Source organism: Acutalibacter sp. 1XD8-36, assembly GCF_009917525.1.
Taxonomy (GTDB): domain Bacteria; phylum Bacillota; class Clostridia; order Oscillospirales; family Acutalibacteraceae; genus Acutalibacter.
In genome coordinates, this window is sequence record NZ_QZDU01000003.1 from 134825 (window position 1) to 150789 (window position 15965).

The following is a 15965-nucleotide window of genomic DNA, read 5'->3' on the forward strand; positions in this document are numbered from 1 at the left end:
TCCTTAGTCTTTCAGGTAGACGCCGTTGGCGTCGGTGTTTATACGTCCGTCCAGAAGCTTAATGCCGTCCAGTATGCCCCATATCTGCATGACGATGGCTCCAACGCCGCAGGTCAGGATAGATATGAGCAGTTGCATAAGGCCCCTGGAGGTGTTGCCAAGGTAGAAGCTGTGTACGCCGTAGGCCCCAAGGATTATTCCGAAAATACCCGCAGCGATACGGCTGCGCTGCATGTAGCCGGGAGGCGGGTCAATGCCCGCCTGAGGCTGGTATTGTGGGGGATTGTACATGGGCTGCTGGCCCTGGGGCTGGTAGCCGTTATTATAGTCTGCCATAATCTCTGTCGCTCCTTTATACCGGCTTTTGCCGTGATTCTTTTCCGTAGGTATATCTTAGCACGAGTAATGTTAAGAAAGCAAGGGGGTGGGGGCAAAAGTAAGGTATTCTTAATCAGTAGAAAGGTTTTTGGCGGCGGAGGACCGGTTTTTTGAAAAAATATTTATTTTTTTTCGCGGAAGTTCGCCTTTTTTACGAAACTTTGGGGTGTTTTCGAGGTATGGTTGAGAGGAGGTTTCATGAGCATAAAAAACAGCGGAAATCTGAAAGGAGTGGTTAGGCCTTGTTTCGGAAGAAGCAGGAGAGGCCCGCGGCACTGAGCGTGCAGGCGAGGCCGGCGGGCGGGTTTAACGGGCTGCCCCTTGGAGCGGGGGAGCGGGAGCTGTACAGGGCTCTCAGGCAGTCGGTGCCCATAATCGACGCGGCTGTGTATAAGCTGAGGCGGCTTATAGGGGATTTTAAGGTGAGCTGCCCGGACTTAAATGTACAGGAAAGGCTGCAGAGGTTTTTGGACGGCGTAAAGGTAAACGCCGGGGGCACAGGGATAAATGAGTTTCTGGGGATATACCTTGAGGAGCTCATCACCTATGGGAACGCCGTGGGGGAGATGGTGGCCTCCGGGGGACAGATAGGGGCGCTGTATAACGCGGGGCTGAGGGACCTGGAGCTGGAGGACGACGGCTCTTTGGGCATTAAGGTGTATGTGCTGGAGCCCGGCGGGCGCAGGGAGTGCACGTGCAGGGAGCTGCTGCTTGTCTCGGCGCTGAACCCTGAGGCGGGGTCCCTCTGGGGGGTGTCGCTGCTGAGGGGGCTGCCCTTTGTGAGCTCGGTGCTCACGCAGATATACCAGACCCTGGGGACGAACTGGGAGCGCATGGGGAACGTGAGGTTTGCTGTGACCTGCAGGCCGGACGGCGCCCCGGGCGGGGCCCTGGAGCGGGCCAGGCAGATGGCGAAGGAGTGGAAGAACGCTATGAGCTCCAGGGAGCCAAGGGACTTTGTGGCGGTGGGGGATGTGTCCATCAAAGCCATAGGGCCTGATAACCAGCTGATGGAGAGCGAGGTACCTGTAAGGCAGATGCTGGAGCAGATAGTGGCGAAGCTGGGGCTGCCGCCGTTCCTTTTAGGGCTTAGCTGGTCCTCCACGGAGAGGATGTCCAGCCAGCAGGCGGATGTGCTCACAAGCGAGCTGGAGGCATACAGGAGGGTGCTGACCCCGGTGGTGCTGAAGGTGTGCAGGACCTGGCTGATGCTTGAGGGGCTGCCTGTGGAGTGCGGGATTGTCTGGGACGAAATCACAATGCAGGACGAGGTGGACCATGCCAACGCGAGATATTATACGGCGAGGGCCAGGAAGCTTGAGAGGGAGCTGGAAGCAGAGGACAGAGAGAGGGGGAGCGTTTTATGAAAGAGGGGCTTGTGATGAAAGCGGCGGGAGTGCCGGGGAGGGAGGACATGGAGGCTATAAACAGGTACACCAGAAGGGCGTATGGGCCGGAGGAGGTGTATATGTTTTCCCTGGTGCTCTGTGACAATGAGATAGACCGGGACTTTGAGAGGTTTTCTGTTGAGAGCCTTGAAAGGCTGCGGGAGCTGTTTTTGGGGAAGACCTGTATCTTTGACCACGAGCGCAAAAGCGCCAATCAGACGGCCCGCATATACCATACGGAGCTGGAGCAGGCAAAGGGGGAAATAACCCAGGCCGGGGAGGGGCTGGTGCGCCTTACAGCCAGGGCGTACCTCCCCAGGACCCAGGGGAATAAGGAGACCATCGAGCTTATTGAGAGCGGGATTTTAAAGGAGGTGAGCGTGAGCTGCTCGGTAAAGCGCGGGGTCTGCGGCATTTGCGGAAAGGAGAGCTGTGAGCACAAAAAGGGCGGCACCTATGGGGGCAGGCTGGCCCATACGGTACTTACCGAGCCTACGGACGCCTATGAGTGCTCCTTTGTGGCTGTGCCGGCCCAGAGGGGCGCGGGAGTGGTTAAGAGCGCGAAGGTGGAGAAGCTGCTAAGTGGTGAGTATGGAGGGGAGGTGACTCTCAGCAAGGCCCAGGTGACGGAAATAGGAGAGCGGTTTAAACGTCTCTCCGAGAAGGCGGGCTGGGGAGAGCGCTACCGGATGAAGCTGGAGCAGGGCGTGCTGAAGTACAGCGCCATCGTGCAGCCGGATATGCCAAGGGCTGTGATGGAGTCGGCGGTAAAGGGGCTGTCCATTGAGGAGCTGTCCGCTATGGAGAAGACCTATAGCGGGATGGCCCAGAAGATACTGCCACTAAAGCCCCAGCTTATGCCGGCAGCCTGCGGCAGGAAGGAGAGCAATAACAGGGACTTTAAGATTTGAGTAATATACAAAAAATAAAAAATACACTAAATTTTCAGGAGGATTTAGCTATGGCTTATTATGAGAATATTTCTTTGGAGAAGGGCATGTACACAACCCCCGGCAAGAGCTTCAGCCAGGTGCTGGAGGAGCTGGACAGCTCGGAAAACTACCGGGGAACGCCGATGGAGGGTCTGGACGCGTACCAGCGGCAGCTCAAGCGTTTTGCCATTAAGGTGAGCGGGCCGGAGTCCGGAACGCTGGAGAGCTTTTTCCAGAGCACCCAGAGCGCTGCACTGTTCCCGGAATATGTGGCCCGGGCGGTGAAGCAGGGCATGGAGAGCGGCACAAGGGCCGAGGACCTGGCGGCGACGGTCACCAGAATAGACGCCATGGACTATAGGAGCATAGTAGCCGAGCCTGAGACCGAGGGCGATACCGGCGAGCTAAAGATTGTGGCAGAGGGGGCGCTGCTGCCCAGCACGAAGATACATACCAGCGCAAACCTGGTGAGGCTGCAAAAGCACGGCCGTATGCTTGTGAGCACCTATGAGGCGCTGAGGTTCCAGAAGCTGGACCTGCTGACGGTGACTCTGCGGCAGATAGGGGCTTATATGGCAGGGGCCCAGGTGAAGGACGCGGTAGAGGTGCTGATGAACGGCGAGGACGGGAATACCCCGCTGACGTTTAAAAAGGGCACGCCCAATTACGGCGACTTCATCGGGCTCTGGGGGGAGCTGGCCCCCTACGAGCTGAACACGGTGGTGGCAGGGACGGCGGCTATGCAGAAGCTTTTGCAGGTGGAGGAATTTAAGGACGCCCAGGCGGGGATGAACTTCCAGGGGACCGGGACCCTGTGCACTCCCCTGGGGGCGAAGCTGATACATGTGCCGGGGATGGCTGCGGATAAGATAGTGGTGCTGGACAGGGGCTGCGCATTGGAGATGGTGCAGTCGGGGGACATAAACCTGGACTGCGATAAGCTGATAGACAGGCAGCTGGAGCGGGCAGGCATCAGCGTTATCAGCGGGTTTGCAAGGATATTCAAGGACGCGGTGTCCGGCCTGGACTGCGGCGCGTAACTGACAGAATGAACTAGGCTGAAGGCGGGGGCGCAAAGCGCGAAGGGAGTCAAGGGAGATATGTCCCCCTTGCGGGTCTAGGGCGGCTTCGCATGGCGAATGCCAGGAGCCCTAGTGGGGTTTGGGACGACTTCGCACAGCGAATGCCAAAAGTCCCAGCCGCCGTAGGCCGTAAATATAATCCTAAAAAGGAAACGGAGAAAGGGGTAACAGCCATGACTATAAGCACAGAAAACGTAGCCGAGAAATTCAGGCTCTACAGCGGCGAGGAGCCTGACGGCAATGAGCCCGTAAGGGAGGCTCTTTGCAGGGAGCTTTGCAGGGAGTGCGCGGCGTGGGTGGCGGCAAGAATAAAGCCCGAGCTCACGGATACCGAGGGCACCGAGAGCGAAAGGAACGCCCTGGAATGCCTGGCGGCAGCGGAAGCCTTCTGGCAGCTGGCGGCGCTGGACCAGGCGGCGGCACCCCAGGGGGTGGGCTCAGGCGAGATAAAAATACAGCTTGGTGACAGGCTGGGGGCGGCACAGCGGCTGCGGGACGAAAAGGGGCTTGCCTGCCGGGGGCTGACAGTTGAGGACGGATTTTATTTCGGAACGGCATGAGAGGAGGTAAAGGGTCATGGGGACGGCTAGGGAGATTTTGCTGGGCCTGCTTGAAATGTTCCGGGCGGCTATGCCTGAGGTGGAGTTTCGGGAGGCCTTAAGCGCGAAGGAGGCCTTCAGGCCGGGAGCCCGGGTGTGCGTTATGGGCGCGGTCTCGAAGGAGAGCGAGCAGGGCGGCGAGTGGAGCGGCAAGCTGGCCTTTACAGTGTATGTGCCAAGGGGCAGGGGCAGCGCCGATGATGTTCTGAATAAAATGGCGGAGCTTGCAAAGGCGGGAGAGCCTTTATTTGCGGGAGTTGAGCGGGGGGCGGCGGCCTTAGACAAGGCTGGCGGAGCCGTAGCCGCCGGGTGCGTGTTCACCTTCCTGCGGGCCGGGAGCGCCGGAGGGAAGAAGGTGAGATACCCGGTGGAGATAAACGGCGAGAGATGTACTGCCGCAGGCTGGAAGGTATCGGAGAAGGAGTCCGGGGAGGGGATAAGGGCCATTGGAGAGAGCGAGCCTTTCTATTATAAAGGAAGCCGGGGATTTACGGTGGAGGTTCAGGGGCTGGATTTTGAGAGCCCGGAGGAGCTTGAGGGCTTTACCCTGAGGCTTGGGAGCCAGAGGGTGATGTACACAGGGTGCAGGTGGAGGAGCCTCTCGGCAGAGGGCAGCGGGGTGCTGACTGCCGGGAGGAGAATAGAGATAGAGGGGGAATGAGCATGGAGAGCCTGGAGCGGGCGGAGGAGCTGAGCAGGGAGATTGAACGGGACAGCAGGAGGTATCCCGGGACTATAGGGGAGGCGCTGAGATGAGGCTGATGACTATGAGCTTCAAGGGGCTTTGCTGGCAGGTAAACCCCACTGAGCTGAATGTGGAGTACGCCCAGAATATCCGGGAGACCACCCTGCCCTTTGCCGGGAGCAGGCTGACGGACCTGGGGGTGAAAAAGCGGCAGGTGACCGGCAAGGGGTATTTTGTGGGCAGTACCTGCATGGAGCAGTGGAGGAAGCTTGAGGAGCTCTTTGGGCAGGGCGGTCCTGGAAACTTGCAGCTTCCGGGGCTGGAGCCCTTTAGGGCTGTGCTCTCGGGGCTCAGGCTGCTGGGGGAGGAAGGAGCGGATATTGTGAAGTACAGCTTTGCTTTTACCGAGGTATGGGCCGGAGAGAGCTATAGGGGCCAGGGGGTGCACAGGGCCGAGGCCGGGGAGAGCCTTTGGGACTATGCCGGAAGGTATGGCTGGGACATGGAGCTGCTGCGGGCGGCTAATCCCCATATCAGGGATATCGCCTGCCTGGAGCTTGGGGAGGAGGTGTTTGCGCCGTGATTTACTGGGGGGTAATGCAGGACGGCGGGAGAATGCTGCTGGGGGACCCGAGGGAGGCGGCGCTCTCCTTTGACTGGGATGCTCCGGCGGACCAGCTAAAGGCGGTCTTCCCGGCTGACAGAATTTGGGAGGATATCAACGAGGTCTGTATGTATGAGGGCGGCAAGGGGGTCTTCAGGGGAATAGTGGACGAGCAGAACACCCGGCTCACCTCTGAGGGGCTGTTTGTGGAGCTGGTGTCCAGGAGCAGGGAGGCACTGCTTTTGGACAATGAGGCCGAGCCGGTGATTATTAAGAGGCCCTCCCTGGAGAGCATACATAAAAGGCTTATAGAGCCGCTGGGGTTCGGGCGGATAAAGGGGGAGAGCGAAAGCGTGCCGGGGGAGCTGAGGGTTGAGAAGGGGGCCTCCTGCTGGCGGGTGCTCTGTGACTTCTGCGGGGAGTATTTGGGGACCGAGCCCTATGTTGACTTTGAGGGGGACATACGCTGCGAGGGGCTGGGGGAAGTGAGGGCGGAGCTTCGGGACGTGATAAGCGCGGAGCTCCAGAGGCTGCCCTATAAAAGGCTGAGCGCGGTGTGGAAGCAGGGCTACCGAGGGGGCTACGACACCCTTTACAGCGACCCGGAGGCACCTGTAGTGCGCAGGAGATATGTGAGCGCCCAGAGCGGCAGGGACCCGAGGGGAATGCTTGAGGAGGCCAAAAGGGACAGCGGGCTATTGACGGTGGTATGCGCCGGGGGTGTCTGGCCCTTAAGGGGGATAATAGCTGACGTGTCTGTGCCGGGGCTTGGGAGGTTTGAGGGCTGCCGGGTGCGGCGGGGCACGTATTTTAGGGATGGAAACGGTGAGCGGACAAGATTAGTGCTGGAAAGGGGGAAAGGGGATGTGGCTGACCAGGAAGCTTTTTGAGGGCGGCGGCGTGAGGCTGCACAGCGGCAGGGTAGAGGAGGCCGGGGGCTTCTCGGTGCAGGGGGAGAGCCTGTTTAAGGAGCCGGAGCAGCTTCTGCCCTATGGACTCATGAGCGTTGCCGAGGCGGGGAAGCAGGCGGTAATGCTGGACGGCTACTGCGCCGGGGTAGCCGGAGTCCCGGACAGCGGGCTGCAGGCGGGTGAGACCAGGCTGTACTCGGCGGGGGGCGCGGAGATATGCCTTTTAAACGACGGCAGGGTGGTTATAAACGGACAGGCCTTTGAGCCAAAGGAGGGTTAGAGCTTGGACACGGTTGTAAAGGACGGCGGCTTCGTGCCGGGACCTGGGGGGCTTCCGGCAGTGGCCGTGGGGCTTGAGGAGACGCTGAACTATGTGCGGCTGAGCCTGGCGGTAAGGCAGGGGGAGTTCCCATATGACAGGGGCATGGGCAGCAGGCTGCACCTGCTTGACAGGGAGGAGGAGCATGCCCCGGAGCGGGCTTTGGCTATGGCGAACGAGGCGCTGCTGTGGCTGCCGGGGGTGCGGGTGACTGAGGTTTTTATAAGCGGCGGGGGCATGAGCTTTAGGGTGTCGGCCCCGGCGGGAGAGGGGAGTGTTGAGCTTGGAGAGCTATAGGGAGATACTTGAGAGGATGAAAGGGGAGTACACAGAAAGGAGCGGCAGCAGGCCGGAGGATGTTTCGGATATAGGAATCAGGCTGCAGGTGATGGCTGGGGAGGTGTACAGATTACAGGCGCGGATGGACTGGCTGTGGCGGCAGGCCTTCCCACAGACTGCCGACGGGGAGCGGCTGGACATGCACGGCATGGAGCGGGGCGTAAAGCGCAGGGGCAGCGAGAAGGCCAAGGGAACCCTGGTATTCTCAAGATATGTGCCGGTGAGCTTTGACCTGGTGATACCAAAGGGGACTGTCTGCGCTTCCTCGGGGGAGGCGGCAGAGTATGAGACCACAGAGGAGGCTGTGCTCGGCGCGGGGTCGGTAACGGTAGCTGTACCGGCTATGGCGGTGACAGGGGGCAGCGGTGGGAACGCCGCGGCGGGGTATATAAACACCCTGGTGAGTGAAGTAAACGGCATAAACTATGTGACAAACCCCAAGGCCTTTTCCGGCGGCACGGACCCGGAGCAGGACGGGGACTACAGGAAGCGGATACTTGAGGGTATCGACAGGCTTGAGGGCTTCGGCAGCCCGGGTTACTTTGAGGGCATAGCTTTGGAGCACGAGGGCGTGCGCTCGGCCCAGGCGGGGGTCTCAGGGGACGGCTCCATGGTGACGGTCTACGTCTGGGGAGACGGGGCGGCTGTCTCCGAGGAGGCGGCCGCTGCCCTGCAGGAGGAGCTTAACGGCAGGTGCCCGGTGGGTGTGGAGGCTGTGGTCCAGTCCGCCGGAACAAAGAAGGTGGCGGTGGGCGCGGCGCTGAAAATGCGGGAGGGCGTGGAGTTCAGCGCCGTAACCGCCTCCCTTACAAATGCTGTGAAGGCCTGGCTTGGGAAGCGCTCTGTGGGGGAGAGCGTGTATATGGCGGACATACAGCGGCTCATTATGGACACGGAGCCGGGCGTGGGCAGGGTCAACTTTATTGACTCCAGCCGGGACCATGAGGGTACGCTGGGCATAGTGCCAACGGCCGGCATGGTGGTATTCTCGGAGGTGAAGTGATGGACAGCGTTGAGAATATGAGGAAGATACTGAACGGCTCTGGGGCCTATAGGCTGGACGGCGGCACCATGATAGACCAGGAGCTGGAGGCCTACGGCGCGGGGCTCAGGCCGGTTGAGGAGAGCCTTGTAAGGCTGGAGGGGGATATTTTTGCCGCCACCGCCGGGCCGGAGCGCCTGGGTATCTGGGAGCGCTTATACAGGCGGCAGTCCTCCTGGGCGGACATTGACACCCGCAGGCGCGGCGCTGCCGCCGCCCTCTCCCGTCGGGGCGGGCCGGTGCTCATGAGGGATATGGAGGGCATACTGGACGCCGCGGGGATAAGGGGGAGCGCTGGCCTTGAGGAAGGGAAGATGGTCATACATGTTCAGGAGTACCTGGGTATCACGGAGGCCGAGGCCCGGAAGGTGGCGGAAAGGATGATGCCTGCGGGGGTCAGGTGGGAGATTCGGGCGGATTGACTATGCTTTTTGAATCTGGTAGAATGGAAAAAACAACATGTGAGTCGGGGTGCGCATATGATACCAAAAATCAAAGCTGTTACGCCGCTGCCGGATTTTTTTCTGCGTGTGGTTTTTGATGACGGAAAGTCGGTCCTATATGATGTGAAGGAGGATATGGAGCAGATAGAGAGCTACAGGGATTTGCGCTCCATCACGGGCCTTTTCAATCAGGTCCAGCTTGACCAGAGCCGGACCTGTGTGTTCTGGAATGACAGGATAGACCTGCCGAGTGACACTATTTATGAGTATGGCAGGGTGCAGTAGTACGAGTATTTGAGCAAAAACAGAAAGTCCCCCGGAGGTTTTGCCTGCCGGGGGCTTTCTTGCATTATCCCCCAATCCCCCGGCATATATTTATACCATCCAATCACATACCTGCAAGGAGTGTATGAATATGAAAAAAACTGTCGCTTTGATGCTGGCCCTGCTGCTGGCTGTAATTTTCCTGCCGGGGCTTGCCGCCCGGGGGGAGGGGGTTGAGATATCCGCGCCGTCGGCTGTGCTTATGGAGGCGGGGACCGGGCGGGTGCTCTTTGAGAAGAACTCCCGGGAGGTGAGGCCATGCGCGTCCATTACCAAGGTCATGACCCTGTGCCTTACCTTTGACGCTTTGGAGAGCGGCCAGCTTTCCCTTGGGGACCAGCTCTCGGCCTCGGCCCACGCTGCGTCTATGGGGGGCTCGGATATCTGGCTCAAAGAGGGGGAGCTCATGAGCGTGGACGACCTGATAAAGGCCACGGTGATAATGAGCGCCAACGACGCGGCTGTGGTACTGGCTGAAAACGTGGCCGGGAGCGAGGAGTCCTTTGTGCAGAGGATGAACGAGCGGGCCGGGGAGCTGGGCATGGAGGATACTGTATTTAAAAACTGCAACGGCCTGGACGAGGAGGGGCATGTCACCAGCGCCTATGACGTGGCGCTTATGAGCCGGGAGCTTATAAGGCATGAGAGGATAACCGACTACACGCTGACCTGGATAGACTACGTGAGGGACGGCGCGACCCAGCTTGTGAACACCAACAAGCTCATACGCAGCTATCAGGGCATAACGGGCCTGAAGACCGGCACGACCTCCCAGGCGGGGAGCTGCATAACCGCTACCGCCGAGAGGAACGGCCTGAGGCTCATTGCCGTGGTGCTGGGCGCGGGGAGCACCGACGACAGGTTCAAGGACGCCGCAGCCCTTCTGGACTACGGCTTCGGCGGCTGGTCGGTGACGGTGCCGGAGAGCCCGGAGCTGCCCATGGTGCCGGTAAAGGGGGGCATGGAGGAGACTGTGGGGGCAGAGGCCGGGGAGAGCCCGGAGATACTCATGGAGTCCGCCTCGATGGGGGAGATTGAGGAGCAGATAAGCTGGGTGCCGGAGCTGAAGGCCCCGGTGAAGAAGGGAGATATTATAGGGAAGATAACCTATTCCGCAGGGGGCGAGGTGGTGGCGAAGGTAGATATCACCGCCGCCGGGGACGTTCCCGCCATAAGCTTTTCCTCGGCCTTTACCTACCTGCTGTATAGCTTTCTTGGCCTTTAAAAAAAGTTTTTAGCCAATCTTCGGAAACTTGCCTTGCAAAATGCTCAGACTTATTGTACAATATAGGTTAGAAAAAAGTTACCGCCCCATAGCGGCATGTTTGCCGCGGGGCCTAGCAAAGGAGTTTTGAAAATGCCGCTAAAACTGGACGACAGGTATTTAAAAGGCTTTGTTTCACAGCACGAGTACGAGGGTATCGGGGCGCAGGTAAAGTGCGCTTCGGAACTGCTCATGTCCGGCAAGGGCCAGGGCAACGACTTCTTAGGATGGGTCACCCTGCCTGAGGACTACGATAAGGAGGAGTTCGCGCGAATCAAGTCCGCAGCCGAGCGCATAAAGAAGAACTCCCAGGTGTTCATCGTCATCGGTATCGGCGGCTCCTATCTGGGGGCGAGGGCCGCTATCGAGTTTCTGAAGTCGGATAAGTACAATAACCTGCCAAAGGACACCCCGGATATCTACTTCACCGGGAACTCAATCAGCTCCACCGCCCTGCAGGAGCTGGTGACAATCTGTGAGGGCAGGGACGTGTCCATTAACATGATTTCAAAGTCAGGCACCACCACCGAGCCCGCCATAGCCTTTAGGGTCTTCAGGGAGCTTCTGGAGAAGAAGTACGGCAAGGAGGGCGCAAGGGAGCGTATCTTCTGCACCACGGATAAGGCCCGGGGCACCTTAAAGCAGCTTGCCGACAAGGAGGGCTTTGAGACCTTCGTTGTGCCCGACGACGTGGGCGGGCGCTTCTCCGTGCTCACCGCCGTGGGCCTGCTGCCCATCGCCGTTGCAGGCTGCGATATCGACGCGCTTATGGGCGGCGCGCGCAAGGCAATGAAGGCCTATACGAGCACTGAGCTTGACGAGAACGACTGCTATAAGTATGCGGCTATCCGCAATATACTCTATAATAAGGGCAAGTCCGTAGAGGTCATGGTGAGCTATGAGCCCTGCTACGCAATGATGAACGAGTGGTGGAAGCAGCTCTACGGCGAGAGCGAGGGCAAGGACCAGAAGGGCCTGCTCCCTGCCTCGGTGGTCTTCTCCACGGACCTGCACTCCCTTGGGCAGTATATCCAGGACGGGCGCAGGCAGCTCTTTGAGACCGTGGTGCTCATCGACCAGCCCAAGCACCAGGTCACCCTTGGGAAGGACCCCACCGACGTGGACGGCCTCAACTACCTTGAGGGCCGCACCATGGCCTTTATAAACGAGAAGGCCTTCGAGGGCACAGTGCTGGCCCATAACGACGGCGGCGTGCCCAACGTGGTGATACACGCCAGCGACTTCTCCGAGGACACCCTGGGCCAGCTTATATACTTCTTCGAGAAGGCCTGCGCCATCTCCGGCTACCTGCTGGGGGTCAACCCCTTCGACCAGCCCGGCGTTGAGAGCTATAAGAAGAACATGTTCGCCCTGCTGGGCAAGCCGGGGTATGAGGACCAGAAGGCCGCCCTGGAGGAGCGTATCGGGCGCTGATAAAATTTTGGGACGAAACGGTCCGCTGTGCGGGCTGTCAAAATATTACAAAACAAAGGAGAGTTAAATATGGTTACTCTTTTAACAGGAAAAAAAGGTTCCGGCAAGACAAAGAAGCTCATTGAGCTGGTGAACGTGGCCCTGGAGAAGTCCAACGGCAATGTGGTCGTCATCGAGAAGGGCAAGCAGATGACCTTCAACATCCCCTACGCCGCCCGCCTGGTGGACTCCGACGCCTATGACATCAAGGGCGCGGAGACCCTGCAGGGCTTCATCTGCGGCATCTGCGCGGGAAACTACGACGTGACCGACATCTTCGTGGACTCCACCCTGAAGATTACCGGCACCGGCGCCGCCGAGATAGAGGGCCTGGTAGCGGAGCTCAAGAAGCTCAGCGAGACCGCCGACACCAATATCGTCCTCTCGGTCTCCGCCGCCGAGGAGGATATACCCGCCTCTATGATGGACTGCGTGCTGAAATAAGTCTTGACAAATCACATTTTGGAAACTATAATATACTTTGTGAAAGTTCGGCAATTCTAGGCCGGAGGCTTTCGTGAAGCTGCCAGAGGTATATGCGATATGGAAATTGACCTGAAAAAGCTGTTTCAGTCAGACGCTTTAGAGCGTCTAAATGTGGAGCTGGACCTTTCCGGGGTGGAATTGGGCGGTGCCAAGCCGTTTTGTGCGCCCGTGAGGGTCGAGGCCCGGCTGAGGGGCTTTGCCGGTTCAGTGGAGCTGAGCGCCCGGGTGGAGTATACCATGAGTATGCCCTGCGACCGGTGCGCGGAGCCTGTCGTGCGCGATTATACAAAGGAGTTCTCCCACACCCTGGTCCGTGAAAGCCAGGAGGACACGGCTGAGTTTATCACTGTGCCCGGTGAGCGGCTGGACCTGGACGCCCTGGTGCTGGAGGACCTTTTGATGGACAGCCCAGGCCAATTCCTCTGCAGGGAGGACTGCAAGGGGTTATGCCCGAGCTGTGGAAAAAACTGGAACGAGGGAATGTGCGCCTGCGGGGCGCCGCAGACGGACCCAAGGCTAGAGGTTTTAAGGCAGCTGCTTTGACTCTGAAAAAATCCATCTATAAAAATTAAGGAGGTGCTGAAAATGGCGGTACCCAAGAGAAAACTGTCCAGTGCCCGCAAGAATAAGCGGCGCTCAAACGTGTGGAAGCTTCAGGCCCCCGCGCTGATGAAGTGCCCCCAGTGCGGAGAGTTCAAGTCTCCCCACCGTGTCTGCTCCCACTGCGGTTTCTATAACAACCGGAAAGTGGTCGACAAGGGCGCGTAAGCGCACTTCGTCGTACAAGGATGCGTAAGCGAGCTTTATTAAACGAGGGAGCTCAGCCTGTTTTAAAGGACGAGAAGGGAACGCCGGAGGTTCTGGGCGCTCCCTTTTTTGTTACCGGAAGATATATGGAAGGGGGCGGCGGTGTGGTAAGGATAACCGGCGTTGAGGAGGGGAGCCGCGCTAAGCGCGCGGGCATTTGCCCCGGGGACATTCTCATAAGCATAAACGGCCACGGGATAGGGGATATTTTAGATTACCGTTTCTTTGAGACCGAGCGGGAGCTGAGGCTCCTGCTGGAGCGGGAGGGCAGGGAGTACAGCCTGGAGCTGGTGAAGCCCCGGTATGCCGGGCTGGGGCTGGAGTTTGACAGCTACCTTATGGACAGGGAGCGCTCCTGCCGGAACAAGTGCGTGTTCTGCTTTATAGACCAGCTCCCAAAGGGTATGCGGGAGACGCTCTATTTTAAGGATGACGACGACAGGCTCAGCTTCCTCTTCGGCAACTATATCACCCTGACAAATATAGACGACAGGGAGGTTGAGCGCATACTTGAAATGCACATCAGCCCCATAAATATTTCCGTGCACACAATAGAGCCCGAGCTGCGGTGCAGGATGATGGGCAACAGGTTTGCGGGGGAGAGCCTTAGGCACCTGTACCGGCTGGCGGAGGGGGGCATACAGCTCAACTGCCAGATAGTCCTCTGCCCGGGGCTAAACGACGGCGGGGCGCTGGACTTCACCCTAAAAGAGCTCTGTGGGCTGAAGGGCAGCCTGCAGAGCGTGGCCTGTGTGCCGGTGGGCCTTACAAGGTACAGGGAGGGATTGTATCCTTTGGAGCCCTTTGACAGGGAGTCCGCGGGAGCGGCTCTGGAGATAATTGAGGGCTGGGGAGAGCGCTGCAAGAGGGAGCGCGGGGCCCGGACGGTGTACGCCTCGGACGAGCTGTATATACTCTCGGGGAGGGAGCTGCCGCCCCTGGAGTTTTACGAGGATTTCCCCCAGATAGAGAACGGCGTGGGAATGCTGCGGGATTTGGAGGACAGCTTCCTCTGGGCCATTGAGGAGGCCGGGGACGTGGAGCTGGAGGGCCCCAGGCACGTCACCATACCCACCGGGGAGTGCGGCTATGATTTTTTGAATAAAATGCTTGACGTACTGCGGGATAGATGTCATAATTTAAGCATAGACCTTGTGCCCATAAAAAATGAGTTCTTCGGCGGCACAGTAAACGTCACCGGGCTGCTGACCGGGCGGGATATCTGCGCACAGCTTAGAGGCCGGGAACTGGGGGACCAGGTGCTTATCGCAAACAACATGCTGCGCTCCGGAGAGGATGTCTTCCTGGACGACATGACCCTTTTGGAGCTCTCCGAAAATCTTGGCACCCCGGCAGCAAGGGTAGGCAGCTCCGGCGCGGACCTGCTCTCGGCCCTCCTGAACCAAAGCAATCCCGAAACCACATCCCATAACCCCTACGAATACCAAAGCTGGGAAACGGATAAAAGTTAAAGATGATAAGTGAAAGATAAAAAGTTTTTGAAAGGTGTCGGAAAACTTTTTTCAAAAAGTTTTCTGACAGAAGGTGGGAAAAATGCCAAAGCCGATTGTAGCCATAGTGGGGCGGCCCAACGTAGGCAAATCCACTTTATTTAATAAGATAGTAGGGCGAAGGCTGTCCATAGTTGAGGACACCCCCGGGGTCACCAGGGACCGTATCTTTGGGGACGCGGAGTGGTGCGGGCGGCAGTTCTCCCTGGTGGACACAGGAGGCCTGGAGCCCGCCTCCAGGGACGTGCTCCTGACCCAAATGCGGGAGCAGGCCCAGATAGCCATAGACTCCGCCAGCGCCATTATATTTGTCACCGACATCCGCACAGGGGTCACAGCCACGGACCAGGAGGTGGCCAGCCTGCTGCTGAAAAGCGGAAGGCCGGTGGTGCTCTGCGTGAACAAATGCGACAGCGTGGGACAGCCGCCGGTGGAGTTCTATGAGTTCTATAACCTGGGGCTGGGGGACCCGGTGATGGTCTCCTCGGTCCACGGCCACGGCACCGGGGACCTGCTGGACAGGGTGATGGAGTCCCTGCCCGAGGAGCCGGAGGAGGAGCCGGACGGTGAGATAATCAAGGTCGCCGTTATAGGCAAACCCAACGTGGGCAAGTCCTCCCTGGTGAACAGGGTGGCGGGGGAAAACCGCTGCATAGTCTCGGACATGGCGGGGACTACAAGGGACGCCGTTGACATGACTATCGAAAACGAGCACGGCACATTCACCTTTATTGACACGGCGGGCCTTAGAAGAAAGTCCAAGGTTGAGGACTCCGTGGAATACTACAGCAACCTGCGGGCGGAGATGGCGGTGGAGCGGGCCGACGTGTGCCTTATCCTGATAGACGGCACCGTGGGCTTTACAGACCAGGATTCCAAGGTGGCGGGCATTGCCCATGAGGCCGGGAAGGGCTGTATCGTCTGCGTAAATAAGTGGGACGCGGTTGAGAAGGACGATAAGACCATGGACCAAATGCGCCTGAAGCTGGCTGAGGACTTCTCATTTATGAGCTACGCCCCAATCATCTTTATCTCGGCAAAAACTGGGCAGCGGCTCTCGAGGATGTTTGAGCTTATAAAGCTGGCGGCTATGAGCAACTCCATGCGGGTCACCACCGGCGCTTTAAACGATGTGCTGGCCCAGGCGGTGAACCGGGTACAGCCGCCCACGGACAAGGGGCGCCGCCTGAAGATATACTATATGACCCAGGCCTCTACCAAGCCGCCCACCTTCGTGTGCTTCTGCAACGACCACGAGCTTTTCCACTACTCCTACCAGCGGTACATCATTAACCGTATCCGGGAGACCTTCGGGCTGGACTGCACGCCGGTGCGCCTGATGATTCGGGACAAGAAGGACGAGAAAGAATAAACTAGG

Annotated in this window: 20 protein-coding genes; 19 read left to right on the forward strand and 1 reads right to left on the reverse strand. The window is 58.8% G+C overall.

The annotated features are described in order from the left end of the window. Positions 1–3: 3 nt before the first annotated feature. Complete coding sequence (locus D5270_RS07180) at positions 4–336, reverse strand: TM2 domain-containing protein (protein WP_166543455.1); 333 nt, start codon at positions 334–336, stop codon at positions 4–6. Positions 337–620: 284 nt separating this feature from the next. Between D5270_RS07180 and D5270_RS07185 the strand changes: the two genes are divergently transcribed. The 19 genes from D5270_RS07185 to der all read left to right on the forward strand — a co-directional run bounded on the left by D5270_RS07185 (position 621) and on the right by der (position 15959). Further along, complete coding sequence (locus tag D5270_RS07185) at positions 621–1745, forward strand: serine/threonine protein phosphatase (protein ID WP_166543456.1); 1125 nt, start codon at positions 621–623, stop codon at positions 1743–1745. Continuing rightward, positions 1742–2677 (forward strand): hypothetical protein, encoded by a 936-nt coding sequence (locus D5270_RS07190; protein WP_166543457.1) that lies wholly within the window; start codon positions 1742–1744, stop codon positions 2675–2677. The genes D5270_RS07185 and D5270_RS07190 overlap by 4 nt, the downstream gene beginning before the upstream one ends. 50 nt (positions 2678–2727) lie before the next feature. After that, positions 2728–3738: a phage major capsid protein gene (locus tag D5270_RS07195; RefSeq protein WP_166543458.1), complete on the forward strand. Its 1011-nt coding sequence runs from the start codon at positions 2728–2730 to the stop codon at positions 3736–3738. 215 nt (positions 3739–3953) lie between these two features. Then, the gene (locus tag D5270_RS07200; RefSeq protein WP_166543459.1) at positions 3954–4340 is read left to right on the forward strand and encodes a hypothetical protein; all 387 of its coding nucleotides are present in this window, start codon (positions 3954–3956) and stop codon (positions 4338–4340) included. Positions 4341–4356: 16 nt separating this feature from the next. Then, on the forward strand, positions 4357–5040 hold the full coding sequence (locus D5270_RS07205; protein ID WP_166543460.1) for a hypothetical protein: 684 nt from the start codon (positions 4357–4359) through the stop codon (positions 5038–5040). Positions 5041–5131: 91 nt separating this feature from the next. Next, positions 5132–5647 (forward strand): LysM peptidoglycan-binding domain-containing protein, encoded by a 516-nt coding sequence (locus D5270_RS07210; protein WP_166543461.1) that lies wholly within the window; start codon positions 5132–5134, stop codon positions 5645–5647. After that, complete coding sequence (locus D5270_RS07215; RefSeq protein ID WP_166543462.1) at positions 5644–6558, forward strand: hypothetical protein; 915 nt, start codon at positions 5644–5646, stop codon at positions 6556–6558. The genes D5270_RS07210 and D5270_RS07215 overlap by 4 nt, the downstream gene beginning before the upstream one ends. Beyond that, positions 6533–6859: a hypothetical protein gene (locus D5270_RS07220; protein ID WP_166543463.1), complete on the forward strand. Its 327-nt coding sequence runs from the start codon at positions 6533–6535 to the stop codon at positions 6857–6859. The genes D5270_RS07215 and D5270_RS07220 overlap by 26 nt, the downstream gene beginning before the upstream one ends. Positions 6860–6862: 3 nt before the next feature. Then, on the forward strand, positions 6863–7195 hold the full coding sequence (locus tag D5270_RS07225; protein ID WP_166543464.1) for a hypothetical protein: 333 nt from the start codon (positions 6863–6865) through the stop codon (positions 7193–7195). Next, a complete protein-coding gene (locus D5270_RS07230; protein WP_166543465.1) occupies positions 7182–8240 on the forward strand; it encodes a baseplate J/gp47 family protein in 1059 nt (352 codons plus the stop codon). The genes D5270_RS07225 and D5270_RS07230 overlap by 14 nt, the downstream gene beginning before the upstream one ends. Continuing rightward, positions 8240–8701: a hypothetical protein gene (locus D5270_RS07235; RefSeq protein ID WP_166543466.1), complete on the forward strand. Its 462-nt coding sequence runs from the start codon at positions 8240–8242 to the stop codon at positions 8699–8701. The genes D5270_RS07230 and D5270_RS07235 overlap by 1 nt, the downstream gene beginning before the upstream one ends. Before the next feature lie 57 nt (positions 8702–8758). Next, a complete protein-coding gene (locus tag D5270_RS07240) occupies positions 8759–9007 on the forward strand; it encodes a DUF2442 domain-containing protein (protein ID WP_166543467.1) in 249 nt (82 codons plus the stop codon). Between the two features lie 130 nt (positions 9008–9137). Next, positions 9138–10271, forward strand: a complete 1134-nt coding sequence (locus tag D5270_RS07245; RefSeq protein WP_243150249.1) for a D-alanyl-D-alanine carboxypeptidase family protein — start codon at positions 9138–9140, stop codon at positions 10269–10271. A gap of 132 nt (positions 10272–10403) precedes the next feature. Further along, entirely contained in the window at positions 10404–11744 is a 1341-nt protein-coding gene (locus tag D5270_RS07250; RefSeq protein ID WP_166543469.1) for a glucose-6-phosphate isomerase, read from the forward strand. A gap of 69 nt (positions 11745–11813) precedes the next feature. Further along, positions 11814–12227: a hypothetical protein gene (locus D5270_RS07255; RefSeq protein ID WP_166543470.1), complete on the forward strand. Its 414-nt coding sequence runs from the start codon at positions 11814–11816 to the stop codon at positions 12225–12227. Positions 12228–12326: 99 nt separating this feature from the next. Next, positions 12327–12812: a YceD family protein gene (locus tag D5270_RS07260; RefSeq protein ID WP_166543471.1), complete on the forward strand. Its 486-nt coding sequence runs from the start codon at positions 12327–12329 to the stop codon at positions 12810–12812. Positions 12813–12854: 42 nt separating this feature from the next. Further along, entirely contained in the window at positions 12855–13037 is a 183-nt protein-coding gene (rpmF, locus tag D5270_RS07265; RefSeq protein ID WP_166543472.1) for a 50S ribosomal protein L32, read from the forward strand. A 20-nt stretch (positions 13038–13057) separates the two neighbouring features. After that, positions 13058–14548, forward strand: coding sequence for a DUF512 domain-containing protein (locus tag D5270_RS07270; RefSeq protein WP_243150251.1), 1491 nt, complete (start codon positions 13058–13060; stop codon positions 14546–14548). 82 nt (positions 14549–14630) lie between these two features. Beyond that, positions 14631–15959: a ribosome biogenesis GTPase Der gene (gene der / locus D5270_RS07275; RefSeq protein WP_166543473.1), complete on the forward strand. Its 1329-nt coding sequence runs from the start codon at positions 14631–14633 to the stop codon at positions 15957–15959. Positions 15960–15965: the final 6 nt, after the last annotated feature.

What these genes read in the sequence shown, in the direction of transcription:
- D5270_RS07180 (WP_166543455.1), bottom strand. Translation starts at nt 336, where the DNA reads ATGGCAGACTATAATAACGGCTACCAGCCCCAGGGCCAGCAGCCCATG.
- D5270_RS07190 (WP_166543457.1), top strand. Translation starts at nt 1,742, where the DNA reads ATGAAAGAGGGGCTTGTGATGAAAGCGGCGGGAGTGCCGGGGAGGGAG.
- D5270_RS07195 (WP_166543458.1), top strand. Translation starts at nt 2,728, where the DNA reads ATGGCTTATTATGAGAATATTTCTTTGGAGAAGGGCATGTACACAACC.
- D5270_RS07200 (WP_166543459.1), top strand. Translation starts at nt 3,954, where the DNA reads ATGACTATAAGCACAGAAAACGTAGCCGAGAAATTCAGGCTCTACAGC.
- D5270_RS07205 (WP_166543460.1), top strand. Translation starts at nt 4,357, where the DNA reads ATGGGGACGGCTAGGGAGATTTTGCTGGGCCTGCTTGAAATGTTCCGG.
- D5270_RS07210 (WP_166543461.1), top strand. Translation starts at nt 5,132, where the DNA reads ATGAGGCTGATGACTATGAGCTTCAAGGGGCTTTGCTGGCAGGTAAAC.
- D5270_RS07220 (WP_166543463.1), top strand. Translation starts at nt 6,533, where the DNA reads ATGTGGCTGACCAGGAAGCTTTTTGAGGGCGGCGGCGTGAGGCTGCAC.
- D5270_RS07235 (WP_166543466.1), top strand. Translation starts at nt 8,240, where the DNA reads ATGGACAGCGTTGAGAATATGAGGAAGATACTGAACGGCTCTGGGGCC.
- D5270_RS07240 (WP_166543467.1), top strand. Translation starts at nt 8,759, where the DNA reads ATGATACCAAAAATCAAAGCTGTTACGCCGCTGCCGGATTTTTTTCTG.
- D5270_RS07245 (WP_243150249.1), top strand. Translation starts at nt 9,138, where the DNA reads ATGAAAAAAACTGTCGCTTTGATGCTGGCCCTGCTGCTGGCTGTAATT.
- D5270_RS07250 (WP_166543469.1), top strand. Translation starts at nt 10,404, where the DNA reads ATGCCGCTAAAACTGGACGACAGGTATTTAAAAGGCTTTGTTTCACAG.
- D5270_RS07255 (WP_166543470.1), top strand. Translation starts at nt 11,814, where the DNA reads ATGGTTACTCTTTTAACAGGAAAAAAAGGTTCCGGCAAGACAAAGAAG.
- D5270_RS07260 (WP_166543471.1), top strand. Translation starts at nt 12,327, where the DNA reads ATGGAAATTGACCTGAAAAAGCTGTTTCAGTCAGACGCTTTAGAGCGT.
- rpmF (WP_166543472.1), top strand. Translation starts at nt 12,855, where the DNA reads ATGGCGGTACCCAAGAGAAAACTGTCCAGTGCCCGCAAGAATAAGCGG.
- D5270_RS07270 (WP_243150251.1), top strand. Translation starts at nt 13,058, where the DNA reads ATGCGTAAGCGAGCTTTATTAAACGAGGGAGCTCAGCCTGTTTTAAAG.
- der (WP_166543473.1), top strand. Translation starts at nt 14,631, where the DNA reads ATGCCAAAGCCGATTGTAGCCATAGTGGGGCGGCCCAACGTAGGCAAA.